The organism is Rhodococcus sp. SJ-3, from assembly GCF_051918125.1.
Taxonomy (GTDB): Bacteria; Actinomycetota; Actinomycetes; order Mycobacteriales; family Mycobacteriaceae; genus Rhodococcus.
Genome location: NZ_CM123306.1, coordinates 1209930 through 1224149 on the forward strand (window position 1 = coordinate 1209930; position 14220 = coordinate 1224149).

At 64.5% G+C, this 14220-nt stretch carries 15 protein-coding genes; 6 read left to right on the top strand and 9 right to left on the bottom strand.

What is annotated here, in order from left to right; genetic code table 11:
* Position 1: 1 nt before the first annotated feature.
* Genes ACTDXD_RS05300 through ACTDXD_RS05315 form a run of 4 tightly spaced genes read right to left on the bottom strand, consistent with a single transcriptional unit; the run spans position 2 to position 3430 of the window.
* Positions 2 to 1015 (bottom strand): hypothetical protein, encoded by a 1014-nt coding sequence (locus tag ACTDXD_RS05300; RefSeq protein WP_440126124.1) that lies wholly within the window; start codon positions 1013 to 1015, stop codon positions 2 to 4.
* Positions 1016 to 1051: 36 nt separating this feature from the next.
* On the bottom strand, positions 1052 to 2152 hold the full coding sequence (locus ACTDXD_RS05305; protein ID WP_440126125.1) for a Gfo/Idh/MocA family protein: 1101 nt from the start codon (positions 2150 to 2152) through the stop codon (positions 1052 to 1054).
* A gap of 60 nt (positions 2153 to 2212) precedes the next feature.
* A complete protein-coding gene (locus tag ACTDXD_RS05310; RefSeq protein WP_440126126.1) occupies positions 2213 to 2614 on the bottom strand; it encodes a TIGR03668 family PPOX class F420-dependent oxidoreductase in 402 nt (133 codons plus the stop codon).
* Positions 2615 to 2629: 15 nt separating this feature from the next.
* Positions 2630 to 3430, bottom strand: coding sequence for a HugZ family protein (locus ACTDXD_RS05315; RefSeq protein WP_440126127.1), 801 nt, complete (start codon positions 3428 to 3430; stop codon positions 2630 to 2632).
* A 162-nt stretch (positions 3431 to 3592) separates the two neighbouring features.
* On the opposite strand from ACTDXD_RS05315, the gene ACTDXD_RS05320 reads away from it, so the two are divergent.
* From ACTDXD_RS05320 to ACTDXD_RS05340, 5 genes are all read left to right on the top strand, one after another.
* Complete coding sequence (locus ACTDXD_RS05320) at positions 3593 to 4552, top strand: intradiol ring-cleavage dioxygenase (RefSeq protein WP_440126128.1); 960 nt, start codon at positions 3593 to 3595, stop codon at positions 4550 to 4552.
* 31 nt (positions 4553 to 4583) lie between these two features.
* Complete coding sequence (locus ACTDXD_RS05325) at positions 4584 to 4781, top strand: twin-arginine translocase TatA/TatE family subunit (protein ID WP_440126129.1); 198 nt, start codon at positions 4584 to 4586, stop codon at positions 4779 to 4781.
* Positions 4778 to 5548, top strand: a complete 771-nt coding sequence (tatC, locus tag ACTDXD_RS05330; protein WP_440126130.1) for a twin-arginine translocase subunit TatC — start codon at positions 4778 to 4780, stop codon at positions 5546 to 5548. Before ACTDXD_RS05325 ends, tatC begins: the two co-directional genes overlap by 4 nt.
* A complete protein-coding gene (locus ACTDXD_RS05335) occupies positions 5536 to 5961 on the top strand; it encodes a preprotein translocase (RefSeq protein ID WP_440126131.1) in 426 nt (141 codons plus the stop codon). The genes tatC and ACTDXD_RS05335 overlap by 13 nt, the downstream gene beginning before the upstream one ends.
* Before the next feature lie 172 nt (positions 5962 to 6133).
* On the top strand, positions 6134 to 6520 hold the full coding sequence (locus ACTDXD_RS05340; protein ID WP_440126132.1) for a hypothetical protein: 387 nt from the start codon (positions 6134 to 6136) through the stop codon (positions 6518 to 6520).
* 87 nt (positions 6521 to 6607) lie between these two features.
* Here the strand turns inward: ACTDXD_RS05340 and ACTDXD_RS05345 are convergent, their stop codons facing one another.
* Positions 6608 to 8215: an AMP-binding protein gene (locus ACTDXD_RS05345; RefSeq protein ID WP_440126133.1), complete on the bottom strand. Its 1608-nt coding sequence runs from the start codon at positions 8213 to 8215 to the stop codon at positions 6608 to 6610.
* A gap of 444 nt (positions 8216 to 8659) precedes the next feature.
* Here ACTDXD_RS05345 and ACTDXD_RS05350 point away from each other — a divergent pair, with 444 nt between their 5' ends.
* Positions 8660 to 9469, top strand: coding sequence for an SDR family NAD(P)-dependent oxidoreductase (locus ACTDXD_RS05350; RefSeq protein ID WP_440126134.1), 810 nt, complete (start codon positions 8660 to 8662; stop codon positions 9467 to 9469).
* Positions 9470 to 9498: 29 nt separating this feature from the next.
* On the opposite strand, the gene ACTDXD_RS05355 is transcribed toward ACTDXD_RS05350, so the two are convergent.
* The 4 genes from ACTDXD_RS05355 to ACTDXD_RS05370 are packed head-to-tail and all read right to left on the bottom strand — an operon-like array spanning position 9499 to position 14150.
* Positions 9499 to 10737, bottom strand: coding sequence for a cytochrome P450 (locus ACTDXD_RS05355; RefSeq protein ID WP_440126135.1), 1239 nt, complete (start codon positions 10735 to 10737; stop codon positions 9499 to 9501).
* A 7-nt stretch (positions 10738 to 10744) separates the two neighbouring features.
* The gene (locus ACTDXD_RS05360; RefSeq protein ID WP_440126136.1) at positions 10745 to 10939 is read right to left on the bottom strand and encodes a ferredoxin; all 195 of its coding nucleotides are present in this window, start codon (positions 10937 to 10939) and stop codon (positions 10745 to 10747) included.
* Between the two features lie 39 nt (positions 10940 to 10978).
* Complete coding sequence (locus ACTDXD_RS05365; RefSeq protein WP_440126137.1) at positions 10979 to 12805, bottom strand: flavin-containing monooxygenase; 1827 nt, start codon at positions 12803 to 12805, stop codon at positions 10979 to 10981.
* Positions 12806 to 12839: 34 nt separating this feature from the next.
* Complete coding sequence (locus ACTDXD_RS05370) at positions 12840 to 14150, bottom strand: NtaA/DmoA family FMN-dependent monooxygenase (RefSeq protein WP_440126138.1); 1311 nt, start codon at positions 14148 to 14150, stop codon at positions 12840 to 12842.
* Positions 14151 to 14220 lie beyond the last annotated feature (70 nt).

Here is a 14220-nt window from a genome sequence, read left to right on the forward strand (position 1 = left end):
CTCAGCCGAGCCCGGTCGAAGGATCGATCGCCAGCGACAATGTGTCTTTGACCATGGACAGGGCTGCCCCGAGCGGACTCGATCGACCACCGGAGACGGTGATGTCCCCCGCATCGCCACATCCGAACGTGACCGCCTTGTCCGGGCCGGCCAGAACCCCGAAGGGCGGCTCGGATCGTGCGAACTCGTGAAGTGCAACGACGACGCGGCCTGGATCATCGATGCTCACCGACGCGACGTGCCGCAGAACCGCGCCGCGTTCACTCACACGCGCGGCGCGGTCGGCGGTGGCAGCGGTGATCGGCTCCGCTTCGACTTCGCAGGCGCTGACGTCCCATCCCCATTGCAGCCCTGCCAGCAGACGTAGCTTCGTCGCGGCATCGGCTCCGGAGAGATCCGCCGAGGGATCTGCCTCCGCGATACCTCGGTCCTGCGCGATCGCGATGGCCTCGGTGAGGGCCGCACCATCACCGAGCTGATCGAGTACGAAACTTGCGGTGCCGTTGACACACCCACGGATGGTGCGCACGTCGAAGCCGCGCAAACCGGCACGTGCGATGTCTCCGGCAGGCAACGCAGCGCCGGTTGCACCTGAAATACGCACCCCGCGACCATGTTCGAGTGCAGCATCCCGTAGCCGCGACCATCCGGTCAGCAGGGGCGACTTCGTTGCCGTCACCAGGTGGGCGCCGTGGGCAAGTGCGGTGAGGCCGTCGTTCAATGCCTCTCCAGCACCCTCTGGGTGGGAAGGGACCGCCTGCGCAACGACGACAGGTGAGGTACGCGTCAACAGGTCTGCCACTGACGTGCGTGGAGTCCACAATTCCCGTGCGGGTGGAGCTTCACCGTCCGGCAGGAGAACCTGCCGGGTTCGTCCCCGAATCGCGACGACGCGGGGTTCCACCCCGTATCGAATCCGGAATTCGTCACGGCGGGCACGGACAGTGGCAGCGTACTGCTGCGCAACCGGCCCGAAGCCGATCAACATGATCGGCAACGCGATCGGCTCGTTCATTTCGGATACCTCGAATAGTCTCAGCAGTAACGTCTTTCACTGGAGGCGCTTGGGTGAAGCCCTCACCTCCTGCCTCAGATGTTCTGGGCGGACATCCGGAACCAGCACTGGCCGCGAACCGGTGACGAGCGATTCCGCACCTGCCACACCGACCAATGATGCCGCGACGGCGCGATGCACCGGAATGAGCGGTGCAGTGCCGTGTTCCACTGTCGCACGGAATCCTTCGAGCACCACGACGGTGCCCTCTGCCATGCGATCGATGGGTTCGTCGTCCGCAACGTAGGGGTCGGGTACGCGGATCTGCTCACGCACCAGCCCGTCCGCCTGCGCCCAGCCCTCCAGACGCACTCGCACGGACCACGCCTCTTCTCCTGTGACGCGCTCCGACCCGGCCATGCCATGGGAACCGCGCACCGATACCCAACTCCAGTGACTACCGGTCTCGCCGGCGAGAAAACCGTGGCGGGCCACGGCCAGGGTGCCGTCGGAGAGCCTTATGGCGAGAACAACGGCGGCGGGGCGAGCATCATCCGGTCCGATGGAGAAGGCGCTGACTTCCACGGGCCACGCTCCGGTGAGGTCGAGTAGCGGTGAGACGGTGTGCGTGCAGTAAGCGGTCGGCGGTATACGTCCACGCCAATGTGCAGGGTCGCCGATCAGAGCGGCTGTGTCCTGGGGCGACAGACTGTGCAGATAGTCGGCTTCCACCAACGTGAGTGCGCCCAGCTCGCCGGAATCCACTGACTTCCGAAGCAGCCGAGTATGCGGATGGAAGACATAGTTCTCCGCAAACGAATAGGTTGCCGTGGAACGCTCGGCCGCAGCGATGAGCCGGCGTCCTTCGTCTTCGGACGCGCAGGCCGCGGTCTCCGACAACACATGAATCCCGTGATCCAGGAACGCGATGGCCAATTCCGCGTGCGCGTCGAAGTCGTTGGCCAGCACAACACCGTCGAGACCGGCACCGAGCAATTCGGTCCAATCCCCGGTTGCCCGCGCCTCCGGAAACTCTGCGCGTGCGTCGGCCATACGTTCGGAGTCAGCATCGCAGACCGCGATCACCTCGATGCCGATCCGGCGTGCCAATCCGGCCATGTACAGGCCCCGAGACAGGCCGACGATTCCGATACGCATGTGACAGATATACCCGCCATCGATCCGACGCCGCACTCGACCGGGACGCGTCGTCGTGGCTCACGGCGACCACGACCGCCATCTCAGCTGGTCGATGGTGATCACCGGCCCCGACGGCCGCTGCACCCGATACTGCGTGTACTTCCGGACCAGCGCGTCGAGTCCGGCCGCTCCGGCGTCCGTATCGGCATCGTGCACGGTGGCGATGCCCTCGACACGGACCCACCACAGCTGGGACCAGTCATCCTCATAGTGGTCTACGAGCACACTCACCCGAGGATTCTCTGCAATGTCGGCCAAGCGTCGCAGTTGCCGCGTCGTCTTCGGCTTGTCGTCGACACAGGTGTGGATCGTGTCGCCGTCGAAAGCGAACACGATCGGCACCACGTGCGGCACGCCCGATCCATCCGCTGTGGCGAGCCGGGCCACGCGAGCGTCGGCGACGCGGCGGCGGATATCCATGATCGTGCGCCCGGGTTACGAGGCCTGTGCTGCGCGTGTCAAAGCTACTGTGGCCGCACGTAACTCAGCAGCGGAATCGAGCGGTGACAGATATCCGGCGCGGGTCAGTGCCCGACCGCGCGGCGTGGTGACATCCAGATCCAGACCGTAACGGTCGGCTCCGACGCACGTGGCCTCGGTGGCGTCAGGGAATCCGCCGAGATTTCGGGCCATCGCCAGCAGCGCATCAGCATGGTCGTCGTTGAGATGCGCGATCGCGCGACCGGCCGCCGGGATCACCGGATCCGGCAACGCTTCGGCATAGGACTCGGCGGTGGCCGAATCCATCCGTCCGTACCCGCCCACCCAGCGCACGCGCTGAACCCGAAGAACCCAGAGCGAGAAGTCGCTGAAATCGATGTAGACGCGCGCCGCAGGCACGGCGGCCAGATGCGCCTCGCGCGCGGCGGTCAGCTCCTCACCCTCCGGACGTTCGACATACCCGGCGAGGGTGATTCGAGTGCTGGCCAATGGGTCGGACTGCGGGTCCGGTGCCACGATCGCGATGCTCGCTCGTGGATCGCGCGCCAGATTGCGTCCGTGCTCGGCCATGTGCGACACGCACAACACCGGTGAGCCTCCGACGAGCCCGTACGTCACGAACGACGCCCAGGGGTCGCCTTCCTTGGTGAGGGTTGCGAGAGTACCCGTGTTCGTCGACGCGGCGACCGTCCGCGCTTCCTCGGCGGCAGAGGGCCGGGCCGCGTTCACGATCTCCGTCAACGGCGGCGGCACAGTGGGAGCGTCGCCAGGGTCTCCGTGGTCCAAGTTCGTCATCCACGAGACGGTACCCGCACGCATCCTGGCCTGCCGTGAGATGACCGGCCGACTGTGCAAACCGCTCACGGCAAACACCCAGCGACGACACAGGGCTCCCCCGGCGTCGGCTGGGACTGTGGTTATCACTGAACCCCTGAGCGACGCACGGAGGAGACGAACATGAGCCGCGTTCCCGAACCCACTGATACACCGGACGGACCCGCATACCAAGGCCGCCTGCTCGACCGCCCCACAGAGGACGTCGTCGATCAGGGTGCGGGCTTCGATATCGCAACTCTGATCACCCGCCGCCGAGTGCTGAGCGTCGTCGGTGCCGGTGCCGGTGCATTGGCGCTGGCCGCGTGTTCCTCGAGGATCGGCAGCACCGCCGTCACCGTGAGCACACCCGCCGGCGAAATCCCCGACGAGACCAACGGCCCCTATCCGGCCGACGGCACGAACGGGGTCAACGTGCTCGAGGAGTCCGGGATCGTCCGCCGCGAGATCACGTCGAGCCTCGATGGAGGCACCACCGCCGACGGTGTTCCACTTTCCCTCACCTTCACGGTCACCGACATGGCGAATGACAACACCCCGTTCGATGGGGTCGCCGTGTACGCCTGGCAGTGCGACGCGCAGGGCCGGTACTCGATGTACACCGAAGGTGTAGAGGACGAGACCTACCTGCGCGGGATTCAGGTGGCCGATGCCGACGGCAAGGCAACCTTCGAGACGATCGTGCCCGGCTGCTACACCGGCCGCTGGACCCACATTCACTTCGAGGTCTACCTCGACGTCGATTCCGCGACCAACGTCGAGAACGCGATCGCGACCTCTCAGATCGCGTTTCCCCAGGACATGCTCAACGAGGTCTACGAGCTCGATACCTATGCGGGGTCGGCCGAGAATCTGGCCCGGATCGGAAGTCTCGACAACGACAACGTCTTCGGCGACGGATACGACCTGCAGATGGGCACATTCTCCGGCAGTACCGACTCGGGATACGTGGGGTCGCTGGCAGTCGCGGTCGACACGACGACCGAACCCACCGGCGGTGGTGCTCCGCCGGAAGGTGCGCCGATGGGCGGCGAACCTCCCCGTGGAGCAATGCCGGGCATGGGCCCGGGCACACCCAACTGATCACTCATCCAACCCATTCAAGGACAACACCATGCTGAACAACCTCACCGGCTGGCACGCTCTCATCATCCTCGCGATCGTCCTCCTCGTTTTCGGCTCGACCAAGCTTCCGGCGCTCGCCAAGAGCGTGGGCCAGTCGATGCGCATCCTCAAGGACGAGGTGAGTGATCCGACCATCGACGCGGAGACCGCGGACCTCACCCAGGTTCCGTACCGACGCGCATCATGACCGCGACCACCGCCGCGCGAGGCACGATGCCGATCGCCGGACACCTGCGCGAAGCGCGACGTCGCGGGGTTCGCGCGGCGGTGTCGCTGCTCATCGGCGTGATCGTCGGCTTCGCTCTCTCTGATCAGATCCTCGACGTCCTGCGCGAACCTGTCGAGCAGCTGGCGCTCTCTCGGGAGGCCAGCCTCAACTACGACACCGTGACCGGTGCGTTCGACCTCCAGCTGAAGATCGCACTGTTCTCAGGCGTGATCCTGTCCAGTCCGATCTGGCTGCGAGAGTTCTTCGCCTACGTCACCCCCGGTCTGACGCGCCGGGAGAAGAAGTATGTCGTCGGGTTCTCTGCGGCGGCCGCCCCGCTCTTCGCAGCCGGGTGCGCCTTCGGATTCCTGATCTTTCCCCGGATGGTGAGCGTGCTCACCGCATTCTCGTCCGATCAGGACAGCACGATCCTCAATGCGTCGTATTACGTGGACTTCGTGATGAAAGTTGTTCTGGCGACCGGGATTGCCTTCGTTCTTCCGGTGTTCCTGGCGATGTCGAACTACGTCGGGATCGTCTCCGCAGCCAAGCTCCGTAGCAGCTGGCGCGTCATCGTCGTCGTCATCACGCTGTTCAGTGCCCTGGTAACGCCGGCCGCCGACGTCCTGTCCATGTTCGTGGTCGCGTTGCCGATGTCGATATTGTTCGGCGCCGCACTCGTCATCACGACGCTGCACGACAGGAGATCGTCCCGAAATGAGGAATCCACACCATGTTCGGCCTGACCTTCGAGAAACTGTTCCTCGTCGCCATCATCGCGGGGGTCGTGCTCGGCCCCCAACGGCTTCCCGTCTACGCCCATCGGCTCGCCCGCACTGTGCGGGCACTGCGCGACTTCGTCGAATCGACGCGCGGAAGCGCCGAACGTGAAATGGGGCTTACGACTTCATTGGACCTGAAACAATACGACCCACGACGGATCGTGCGCGACGCACTCAACGAACCCGCCATTCCTGCAGTCACGGACGAGATAGCCGATCAGGCCCGACGCGTGCGTCCCGGTCAGAAGTATCTGGCGGCGGGCTCTGCGGCGCACCCGCGACGCATCCTGATCGAATCGCTTCCCGACGACGATCCTCGTCGCATTGCGGCTACGCCCGCCCGACCCGATGCCGAGCTCGATCGAGCGGCAGACTGAGGCGCGTCAGCTCGCAGATCCGACGGGCTCGTCGTCATCCTCGTTCGAGCGTGTCGGCCTGTGGCGAAGAGTACTCGGACGGGTGGGCGCGCGGCAGTCGGTACCTCGCCAAATCGCCTACAAGATCACGATATTGCAGCTACAATCATCTCGATTAGAGGGGAAATCGCGAATGAAGCTGTCACTGTTCGGATCAGGCAAGCGTCGTAGCGAGCGATCGAAGCTCAACGCGATGCAGAGGTGGATCGAGGTCACCGACCGCTCCGTCGAGGTGAACGAGGCACTTCGAATCTCCCTTGCATCCCGTGGAGTTCGACTGAGAGAGCGCGGCGACTATCGGATTATCGACGCGAGTTGGCCTTTGACAGAACTGAAGTCGCTGAATGATCAGTGCGCTCTTGCTACCGAACTTTGCAGTGAGAGCGAATCCATCGCAGCCGAACTGGACGACATCAAACCTTCGGGGTCCAGCCAGCTGGAATCGTTCGTCGCACTGTCGGCCGTTGTCCGACGCGCGCTCACAGAGGCGGAGCGTCGCGCCCGGCACACTCGGCCCTGAACACGACCGTGGCGATCGAGGGCCGCATACGCAGATGCACCTCTTCTTCCGAAGAGGTGCATCTGTCGGTATTGCTGTGTTCGTCGCCTACTGCGCAGCCTGAGCGGTGGCCCACCGGTAGTCCGCCTTGCCGGCGGGGGTGCGCTTGACCTCGTCTACCACTACGATAGAGCGCGGAATCTTGTATCCTGCCAACGATTTACGGCAATGTTCCTGCACCTCTTCGAGCGTCAGTTCCCCAGCTTCCGGGTAGGTGGCGATGACGGCCGCGACAGCCTGGCCCATGCGTTCGTGCGGCACGGGCACGACAAGAGCGTCGGAGACCGACGGATGCGCATGAAGTGCCGACTCGACCTCTTCGGCGAAGACCTTCTCGCCTCCGGTGTTGATGCACTGCGAGCCGCGACCGAGAAACACGATGGTGCCGTCGGCCTCCACACGACCCATGTCTCCGAGGATCGACAAGCGCGTGCCGTCGGCGCGAGTCGGGAAGGTCCGGGCTGTCTTCTCTTCGTCCTTGTAATAGCCCAGCGGCACGTTGCCGATACGGGCGATGTAGCCGACATCGTCGGAGCCCGGGGCGATGGGCTCGAGCTTTTCGTCGACGAGGATCATGTTGGGACTCGGCGGCATCCGCAGGTTTCCGTCTTCGTCGACGTCGAATGCGCCGTCGTTGCCGGTTTCCGAAGCGCCGAAGTTGTCGCGCAGCAACAGGTCGGGTTTCACGGCGAGCATGCGGTCGCGGACGCTCGTCGACCAGATGGCACCGCCGGAGGTGATGGAGAACAGCGAGCTGAGGTCGGCGTCGTCCTTCCGACGTTCCATCTCGTCGACGAGGGGCAATCCCATGCCGTCGCCGACGATGAGAATCACCTGCACCTTGTCCTTCTCGACAGCCTCGACCACCGTCTTCGGATCGAAGTCGCGCCTCAAGACCACCCGGGCCCCGAGCGTGAAGAACGTGAACAGTGAGTAGAGGGCTGCACCGTGCATGAGGGGCGCCGCGATGAGGAACGCCAGGCCCGGGAACTCCGTCGCTCCCGCTGCGACTTCGGCGAGATCCTTCCGCGGCTCAGCACCATAGGGATTGCCGCCGGAGAGCGGCTTGCGGAAGAAGTCGTTGTGCCGCCACATGACACCCTTCGGGTATCCGGTGGTTCCGCCCGTGTACAGCAGATACAGGTCGTCGCCCGAACGCGCGGGGAACTCTGCTGTCGCGGGCAGAGCATGCGCATCGGCGAAGGAGACCACGGCGACAGAGCGCTGCTCGGCGGCCTGCTTCAGCTCCTCCGTTGCCTCGCCGACGACGAACACCGTGCGGATCAGCGGACAGGCATCGAGCAAGGACGCGAGGACCTGCTGATGCTCGGGAAGCTCGACGACGACCGCCACCGAATCCGAGTTGGTGAAGATGTACTCGAGTTCGCTGGGTGTGTAGCGGTAGTTGACGTTGATGGGCACGGCGCGGATCTTGATGAGACCGAGAATGCTGGTGACGTGCTCGACGCAGTTCTTGAGGAATACCGCGACGTGATCGTCCTTGGAGATGCCCGCCTGGGAGAAGAGCTGCCCGGCGCGGTTGGCTTCCGCGTCCAGCTCCGCGTACGTGAGATTCAGATCTTCGTACGTGAGCGCGATGCGATCCGGTACCGCAGACGCGGTTGTCTCGAAAACATCAGCAAGGTTGAACTCCACTGTGCATCCCTCCACTCCGACGAACCCTGCCCCAGAATCTAGAACACGTTCCAGCTTAGGGGAAGGGTTCGCGCAGAATCGGGCAAACCTTCCCCAGGTTCTCCGGCTTTCCGCGGGTCATGAGGCAATGGCAACCCGAGGCGGCAGGGGAAAGATTCCGCTCTCCAAGTTGCCGCACGCGGGCCGATGCTTCCCAGGCATGACACCTCACCGACCCGCGCGCTCCACACCCTACCTCGAGTCGAACACATGTTCCCATCGATCGCGATGACTCCCACTCGCCTACGGTCATCGATCCCCTCGCGTCGCGGCGCCGGTAGGCCACCAGCGTGGCCCCGCCGTCGGTGATCGCAACCCTCTTGGCAGGCAACGCTTATTGATAGACAATGCGTCCAGTAGATGGATGCCATGACGTCGAACCCTTCGAGATGCGAGAGTGCTTACATGTCTTCAGAACTCACCGGCAAGATCGCCGTTGTCACGGGCGGTGCCACAGGGATCGGCCGCGCGACGGTCGAACATTTCGTCCGCGAAGGCGCCCGGGTGGTGGTAGCCGATGTGAACCGCGACGAAGGTAAGGCCCTCGCCGACTCCCTCGCCCCCGCCACGGTGTTTCGGGAAACCGACGTCTCGGACATCGACGAGGTGCGGGCGCTGGTGGACTTCGCGGTGCAGACGTTCGGGGGACTCGACGTGCTGGTCAACAACGCAGGCATCTCCGGGCCCATCCACGCCAGTTTCCTCGACGACGACCTAGAGGCCTTCGACAAGATCTTCGCCGTCAACCTGCGTGCCGTGATGGTGGGGACGCAAGCAGCAGCGAAGTACATGGCCGAGCACGGTGGCGGTTCGATCATCAACACCTCCTCGATCGGCGGCATCATGGCAGGCAGAGGAGTGATCACGTACCGGGCGTCGAAGGCCGCGGTCATCCACTTCACGAAATCTGCGGCCATCGACCTGGGCGTCCATGGAATCCGCGTGAACTGCCTTGCACCGGGGAGCATCCCGACGACATTGCTCGCGTCGTCGACCACCGAACTCGAGGGCGAGGAGCGTGAAGCGATGATTTCGAGCGTGCGCACCACGCAGTCGAAGAAGCGGCCCCTCAACCGCGAGGGGACCGTCGACGACGCGGCCGAAGCCGCCGTCTATCTGGCCAGCGACCGCGCCCGCTACGTCACCGGCGCCGTCCTTCGCGTCGACGGCGGCACTGCCGCGGGAAGCACGATGACGACGCCGGGTCAGAGCTGACACAGGGCCGCAGGTCTACTCCCTGCCGGTCACCAACTCACCGGCAGGGAGTAGACACCGTAGGCGAGCCGGTCGTGTTTGAACTCGATCTGTTCGATGGGCACGGCAAGCTTCAGGGTCGGGATGCGGCGGATGAGCGTGGCAAAAGCAACCTGGAGTTCGACGCGGGCGAGCTGCTGGCCGATGCACCCGTGCGGTCCGAATCCGAACGCGAGATGCTTGTTCGACACCCGTGCCACATCGAAGTGCCGCGGATCGTCGAAGGTCCGGGCATCCCAGCTACCGGCGGAATAGTCGAGAACGACCCCCTCGCCGGCGCGGATCACGACATCACCGATCTCGATGTCTTCCAAAGCAATGCGGCGTTGCCCGTTGTGGACGATACTCAGATACCGCAGTAGCTCCTCGACCGCTGTGGCGATGGCCTTGGGATCGTCGTTGTGGCGCAGGTACTCGAGCTGTTCCGGATTCTGGAGGAGCGCGAGCGTTCCGAGCGAGATGATGCCTGCGCTCGTCTCGTGACCCGCCGACAGCAGCCCGTTGGCAAGCGCAACGCCTTCGTCGATCGTCATCTCGCCCGCCCGGATGTTGTCGGCGAACTCCGAGATCACACCTGTCGACTCTTCCGTCGACGCAAGCCGCTCTTCGATGACCTCGCGCATGTAGCCGCGCATCGCCGTGAACAGCCGCTCCTGCAACTCCGGTGTGGCGTACCGATCCATCGCGGCCGAGGCATGCTCCTGGAAGAAGTCATGATTGTCGTAGGGAACCCCGAGCAGCTCACAGATCATGAACGACGGAAGCGGTAGACCGAATGCGGGCACGAGGTCGACCGGATTCGGCCCGGCGAGCATGTCGTCGATGAGCTTGTCGGTCACCTGCTGGATCTTCTCGCGCTGCGCTTCTACGCGCTTGTACGAGAAAGTGCGTGTCATCATGCGGCGGAGCCGCAGATGACCGGGGCCGTCGGTGTTGAAGATGCTGTCGGGTCGCATCGGGGCGATGGCGGCCCGGCCCGCGTTCCAGTGCGGGAAGCCTGTCAGGCGATCGTCGGTGCTGATACGCGGATCCAATGCCAGTACACGCAGTTCGGCGTTGCCCGTGATCAGCCACGGCGTGCTGCCGTCCCAGATACGGACTCGCCGCACAGGTTGATCGGCCGCCGAATCGATAAGTGCAGCAGGGACGTCGAACGGGCAGCGTGCGTCGCGTTCGACGGGAAAGCTGAGAACGGCCTCGTCGACGTCGGTCGTGGAATTTTCTGACATGTCTGTTTCACTCCTCGAATGCGATGGCGACCGCGGGGCACGATGCTGCTGCCTGACGAACCGAATCCCAGTGTTCTTCGGACGGATGCGCATCCATCAGGACCACGACGCCGTCTTCGTCACGCTGATCGAACACCCCGGGCGCTATTGCGGCGCACTGGCCTGCAGAGACGCATCGCTCTTCGATGATCTCGACTCTCATTGACAATCGACTCCGTAACCGTGACTGGAACCAAGGACGCTAGGTGAGCGTGACGCCTTCCATCTGCCCGCTGTCCCGCCATCGGGCCAGTAGGTCGAAGAACTGGATCGGTCCGCCGCCGTAGTTGGCTGCGACGAGGCCGTCGGGATTGCCGCTGTCGCCCTCGTTGTCGAGATAGCTGGGGGTGCAGTCCGCGTAGAAGGCCTGGCCCGCCTTGCCGAGTTCCTTCATGGTGGCGACCCAGCCGTCCTCCGCCTCGAGGTCTGCCTCGATGGTGGTGGCTCCTCGCTCGATGCGCTGCGTAAGCAGGTAGACGAGGTGGCGGGCGCGTTCCTCGGCGGTGTGCGTGTAGTTGTTCGCGATGCCGGTCTGCGTGTACCCGAGGAAGAAACAGTTGGGGAATCCGTGGGACTGCAAGCCGTGGAAGGTACGCGGTCCACTCTTCCACTTGTCGCTCAGGTGGATTCCGTCGCGACCGATGATATCGAATCCGGCGCGGCGGGTGTAGCTGCTGCTGACGTCGTATCCCGTTGCGAAGATCAGCGCGTCGACCTTGTATTCGGTGCCTCCGACGACGACCCCGTCGCGTGTCAGCCGCTCGATTCCGCGGCCGTCGGTATCGACGAGCTCGACGTTGTCGCGGTTGAACGTGGGCAGGAATTCGTCGTGGAACCCGACTCGCTTGCAGAGCCGCTTGTACCAGGGCTTGAGTGCTTGGGCGGTGGCCTTGTCGGTGACGACGGAGTCGATCCTGGCACGCACCCGTTCCATGGACCTGTAGTCGGCCTCGAACAGGAACTCGCCGATCTCCTCCGGCGTCATCGGTGTGCCACGGCGTTCGTTTTCCTGCTGGATCGCAGTCTTGGTGACCTCGGAGGCGACCCGGGTCCAGCCGTCGTCGACGAGGTCGACGTGGCTTTCCATGCCCGCGGTGTAACGGGTGAAGTTCTCCATCCGCTCGCGCTGCCAACCGGGCTCGAGATTCGCAGCCCAGTCGGGATCGGTGGGTTTGTTGCCGCGTTCGTCGACGGCGTTCGGTGTCCGCTGGAACACGTAGAGTTGCTGGGCCCACCTGCCGAGGTGAGGCACCACCTGCAGTCCGGTGGCACCGGTGCCGACGACGCCCACCGACTTGTCCTGCAACCCTGACAGGCCACCGAATTCGTTTCCGCCGGTGTAGCTGTAATCCCATCGGCTCGTGTGGAAGGTGTGCCCTTCGAATTCGTTGATACCGGGAATGCCGGGCAGTTTCGGACGTACGAGCGAGCCGGGCGAGACCACCACCGCCCGGGCGCGGATACGATCGCCGCGATCGGTGTGGACGTTCCAGCGTTGTTCCGTCTCGTCCCAGACCATCTCGGTGACGGTGGTGCGGAAGAGCGCGTCGCGAACCAAGTCGTAGTGGTGGGCGATCGCTGCAAGGTGTTCGCGGATCTCGGCGCCGTAGGCGTATTTCTGAGTGGGGATGTAGCCCAGCTCTTCCAGGAGCGGCATGTAGATGTACGACTCGATGTCGCATTGGATGCCCGGGTAGCGATTCCAGTACCAGGTTCCGCCGACGCCGCCCGCCCGGTCGAGCAGTCTGATGCCGTCGAGGCCCGCCTCGCGCATGCGCGCCGCGGCGATCAGGCTGCCGAGACCGGCACCGATCATCAGGATCTCGACCTCGTCGTTCACGGGATCGCGCGGGGTCCGCTCGACGTAGGGATCGTCCTCCCAGTGCGAGAATTCGGCCGTGACTTCGACGAACTGCTCGACTCCGTCGCGCCGGAGTCGCTTGGCACGCTCGTAGGCGTGTTTGGCCCGCACCCAATCCGGGTCGAAGCCTTCGGGTTTCGGGCCCGGCGGCGTCAACGTCTCCTGCATGCTCGGTTCCTTTCACCTCGCGGCAGTGCACGGCTCACGCGAAGCGCTCCCGCAGCGGCCGGTCGTCGGGGGTGGATCGGTAGATGCCGCGATCGATCATGCGCGGAATCACCTCGTCGATGAATTCGCGGATCGACGCCGGGCCGACGGGGAACATGAGGTTGAAACCGCCGACGTTGCCGTCGCTCCACCAGGCCTCGAAATCGTCGACGATGTCGTCGTACGAGCCGACGAACTTGCGGTGCTGCGCACCGCCTCGGCCGAGGGACTGCGCCGTGACCTCGCGGACGGTGGCGCCGGGGTGCGCCTCGATCCAGTCGTAGAGACCGACGTAGTTCCCGAAGGTGCTCTTGATGGTCTTCTCGACGTCGGCGGGCTTCGGCATCTTCTCGAACGGGAACCGGTCTTCGACGCTGTCGAACGAGATCGGCTCCAACCCGAATTGCACCAGCACCTTCGGCGCGAGGAGTTCCCACGGAACGAACTCGTCCAGGGCGAGCATCTGCTCTTCGGCCTCCTTCGCGGTGCGTGCGACGTAGGGGATGAGGCCGGGAACGGCCGGGACACTCCCGACGGGGCGTCCCGCGTCGGCGAGCGCCTTGTCGAGGTCCTCCCGGTATGCGGCTGCGCGCTCCCGGTTGGATGCCGCGGTGAACACCATGTCGGCGTGCCGTGCGGCGACCTTGATACCGGGTCCGGACCCGCCCGCCTGCGCGACCAGCGGTCGGCCCTGTCTGCTCGGTGCAACGTTGAGCGGGCCGATCACGCTGAAGGATTCGCCCTTGTGATTGATCGGGGAAGCGTAGTACCGCGTGACGCCATCGGGATCGCGGCGCACCTCACGATTGGCCCAGAGGGCTTCGGTCACGTCGAGGAATTCCGTGGCGCGGCGGTATCGGGTCTCGCGGTCGGGGTGGCTGGTCTTGCTGTAGTTCAGCGCGAGTGCGTCGCCGACGGTGGTGACCGCGTTGAGTCCGGCCCGGCCGTCGGACGCTTGGTCGAGCGAGGCGATGAGACGCGCGAGTGTGTACGGGTCGTAGAACGTCGTCGACGCGGTGGCGATGAGCCCGACGTGCTTGGTCTCGCGGGCCATCGCGGTCAGCGCGGTGATCGGCTCGGCCGGTCCGCCGTCGAAGGCAGGCGAGTTCGGCATGCCGGGTACGTCGCCGAGGAAGATCGCGGTGAAGAACCCTTCGTCGCCGAGGTGCCCGTAGGTCATGAGCCGTTCGAATGGATCGACGAGGGCTGTGTCGGCGTGGTGCTGCTGTTCGTAGGCGGGAGCCCCCATGTGGAGGTTGACGTCGTTGCCGACGAGGTTCAGGTGGAGGTAGCGCCGAGTCGCCATGGCTGTCCTTCAGATCAGAGGTGGCATCGAGAGTCGTCCTGTAATCCCAGTCACACGCTATAGATGGATG

Bases quoted from the DNA above. Each gene is read 5' to 3' on its own strand.
- ACTDXD_RS05300 (WP_440126124.1), bottom strand. From the start codon at position 1,015: ATGAACGAGCCGATCGCGTTGCCGATCATGTTGATCGGCTTCGGGCCG.
- ACTDXD_RS05305 (WP_440126125.1), bottom strand. From the start codon at position 2,152: ATGCGTATCGGAATCGTCGGCCTGTCTCGGGGCCTGTACATGGCCGGA.
- ACTDXD_RS05310 (WP_440126126.1), bottom strand. From the start codon at position 2,614: ATGGATATCCGCCGCCGCGTCGCCGACGCTCGCGTGGCCCGGCTCGCC.
- ACTDXD_RS05315 (WP_440126127.1), bottom strand. From the start codon at position 3,430: ATGACGAACTTGGACCACGGAGACCCTGGCGACGCTCCCACTGTGCCG.
- ACTDXD_RS05320 (WP_440126128.1), top strand. From the start codon at position 3,593: ATGAGCCGCGTTCCCGAACCCACTGATACACCGGACGGACCCGCATAC.
- ACTDXD_RS05325 (WP_440126129.1), top strand. From the start codon at position 4,584: ATGCTGAACAACCTCACCGGCTGGCACGCTCTCATCATCCTCGCGATC.
- tatC (WP_440126130.1), top strand. From the start codon at position 4,778: ATGACCGCGACCACCGCCGCGCGAGGCACGATGCCGATCGCCGGACAC.
- ACTDXD_RS05335 (WP_440126131.1), top strand. From the start codon at position 5,536: ATGTTCGGCCTGACCTTCGAGAAACTGTTCCTCGTCGCCATCATCGCG.
- ACTDXD_RS05340 (WP_440126132.1), top strand. From the start codon at position 6,134: ATGAAGCTGTCACTGTTCGGATCAGGCAAGCGTCGTAGCGAGCGATCG.
- ACTDXD_RS05350 (WP_440126134.1), top strand. From the start codon at position 8,660: ATGTCTTCAGAACTCACCGGCAAGATCGCCGTTGTCACGGGCGGTGCC.
- ACTDXD_RS05355 (WP_440126135.1), bottom strand. From the start codon at position 10,737: ATGTCAGAAAATTCCACGACCGACGTCGACGAGGCCGTTCTCAGCTTT.
- ACTDXD_RS05360 (WP_440126136.1), bottom strand. From the start codon at position 10,939: ATGAGAGTCGAGATCATCGAAGAGCGATGCGTCTCTGCAGGCCAGTGC.
- ACTDXD_RS05365 (WP_440126137.1), bottom strand. From the start codon at position 12,805: ATGCAGGAGACGTTGACGCCGCCGGGCCCGAAACCCGAAGGCTTCGAC.
- ACTDXD_RS05370 (WP_440126138.1), bottom strand. From the start codon at position 14,150: ATGGCGACTCGGCGCTACCTCCACCTGAACCTCGTCGGCAACGACGTC.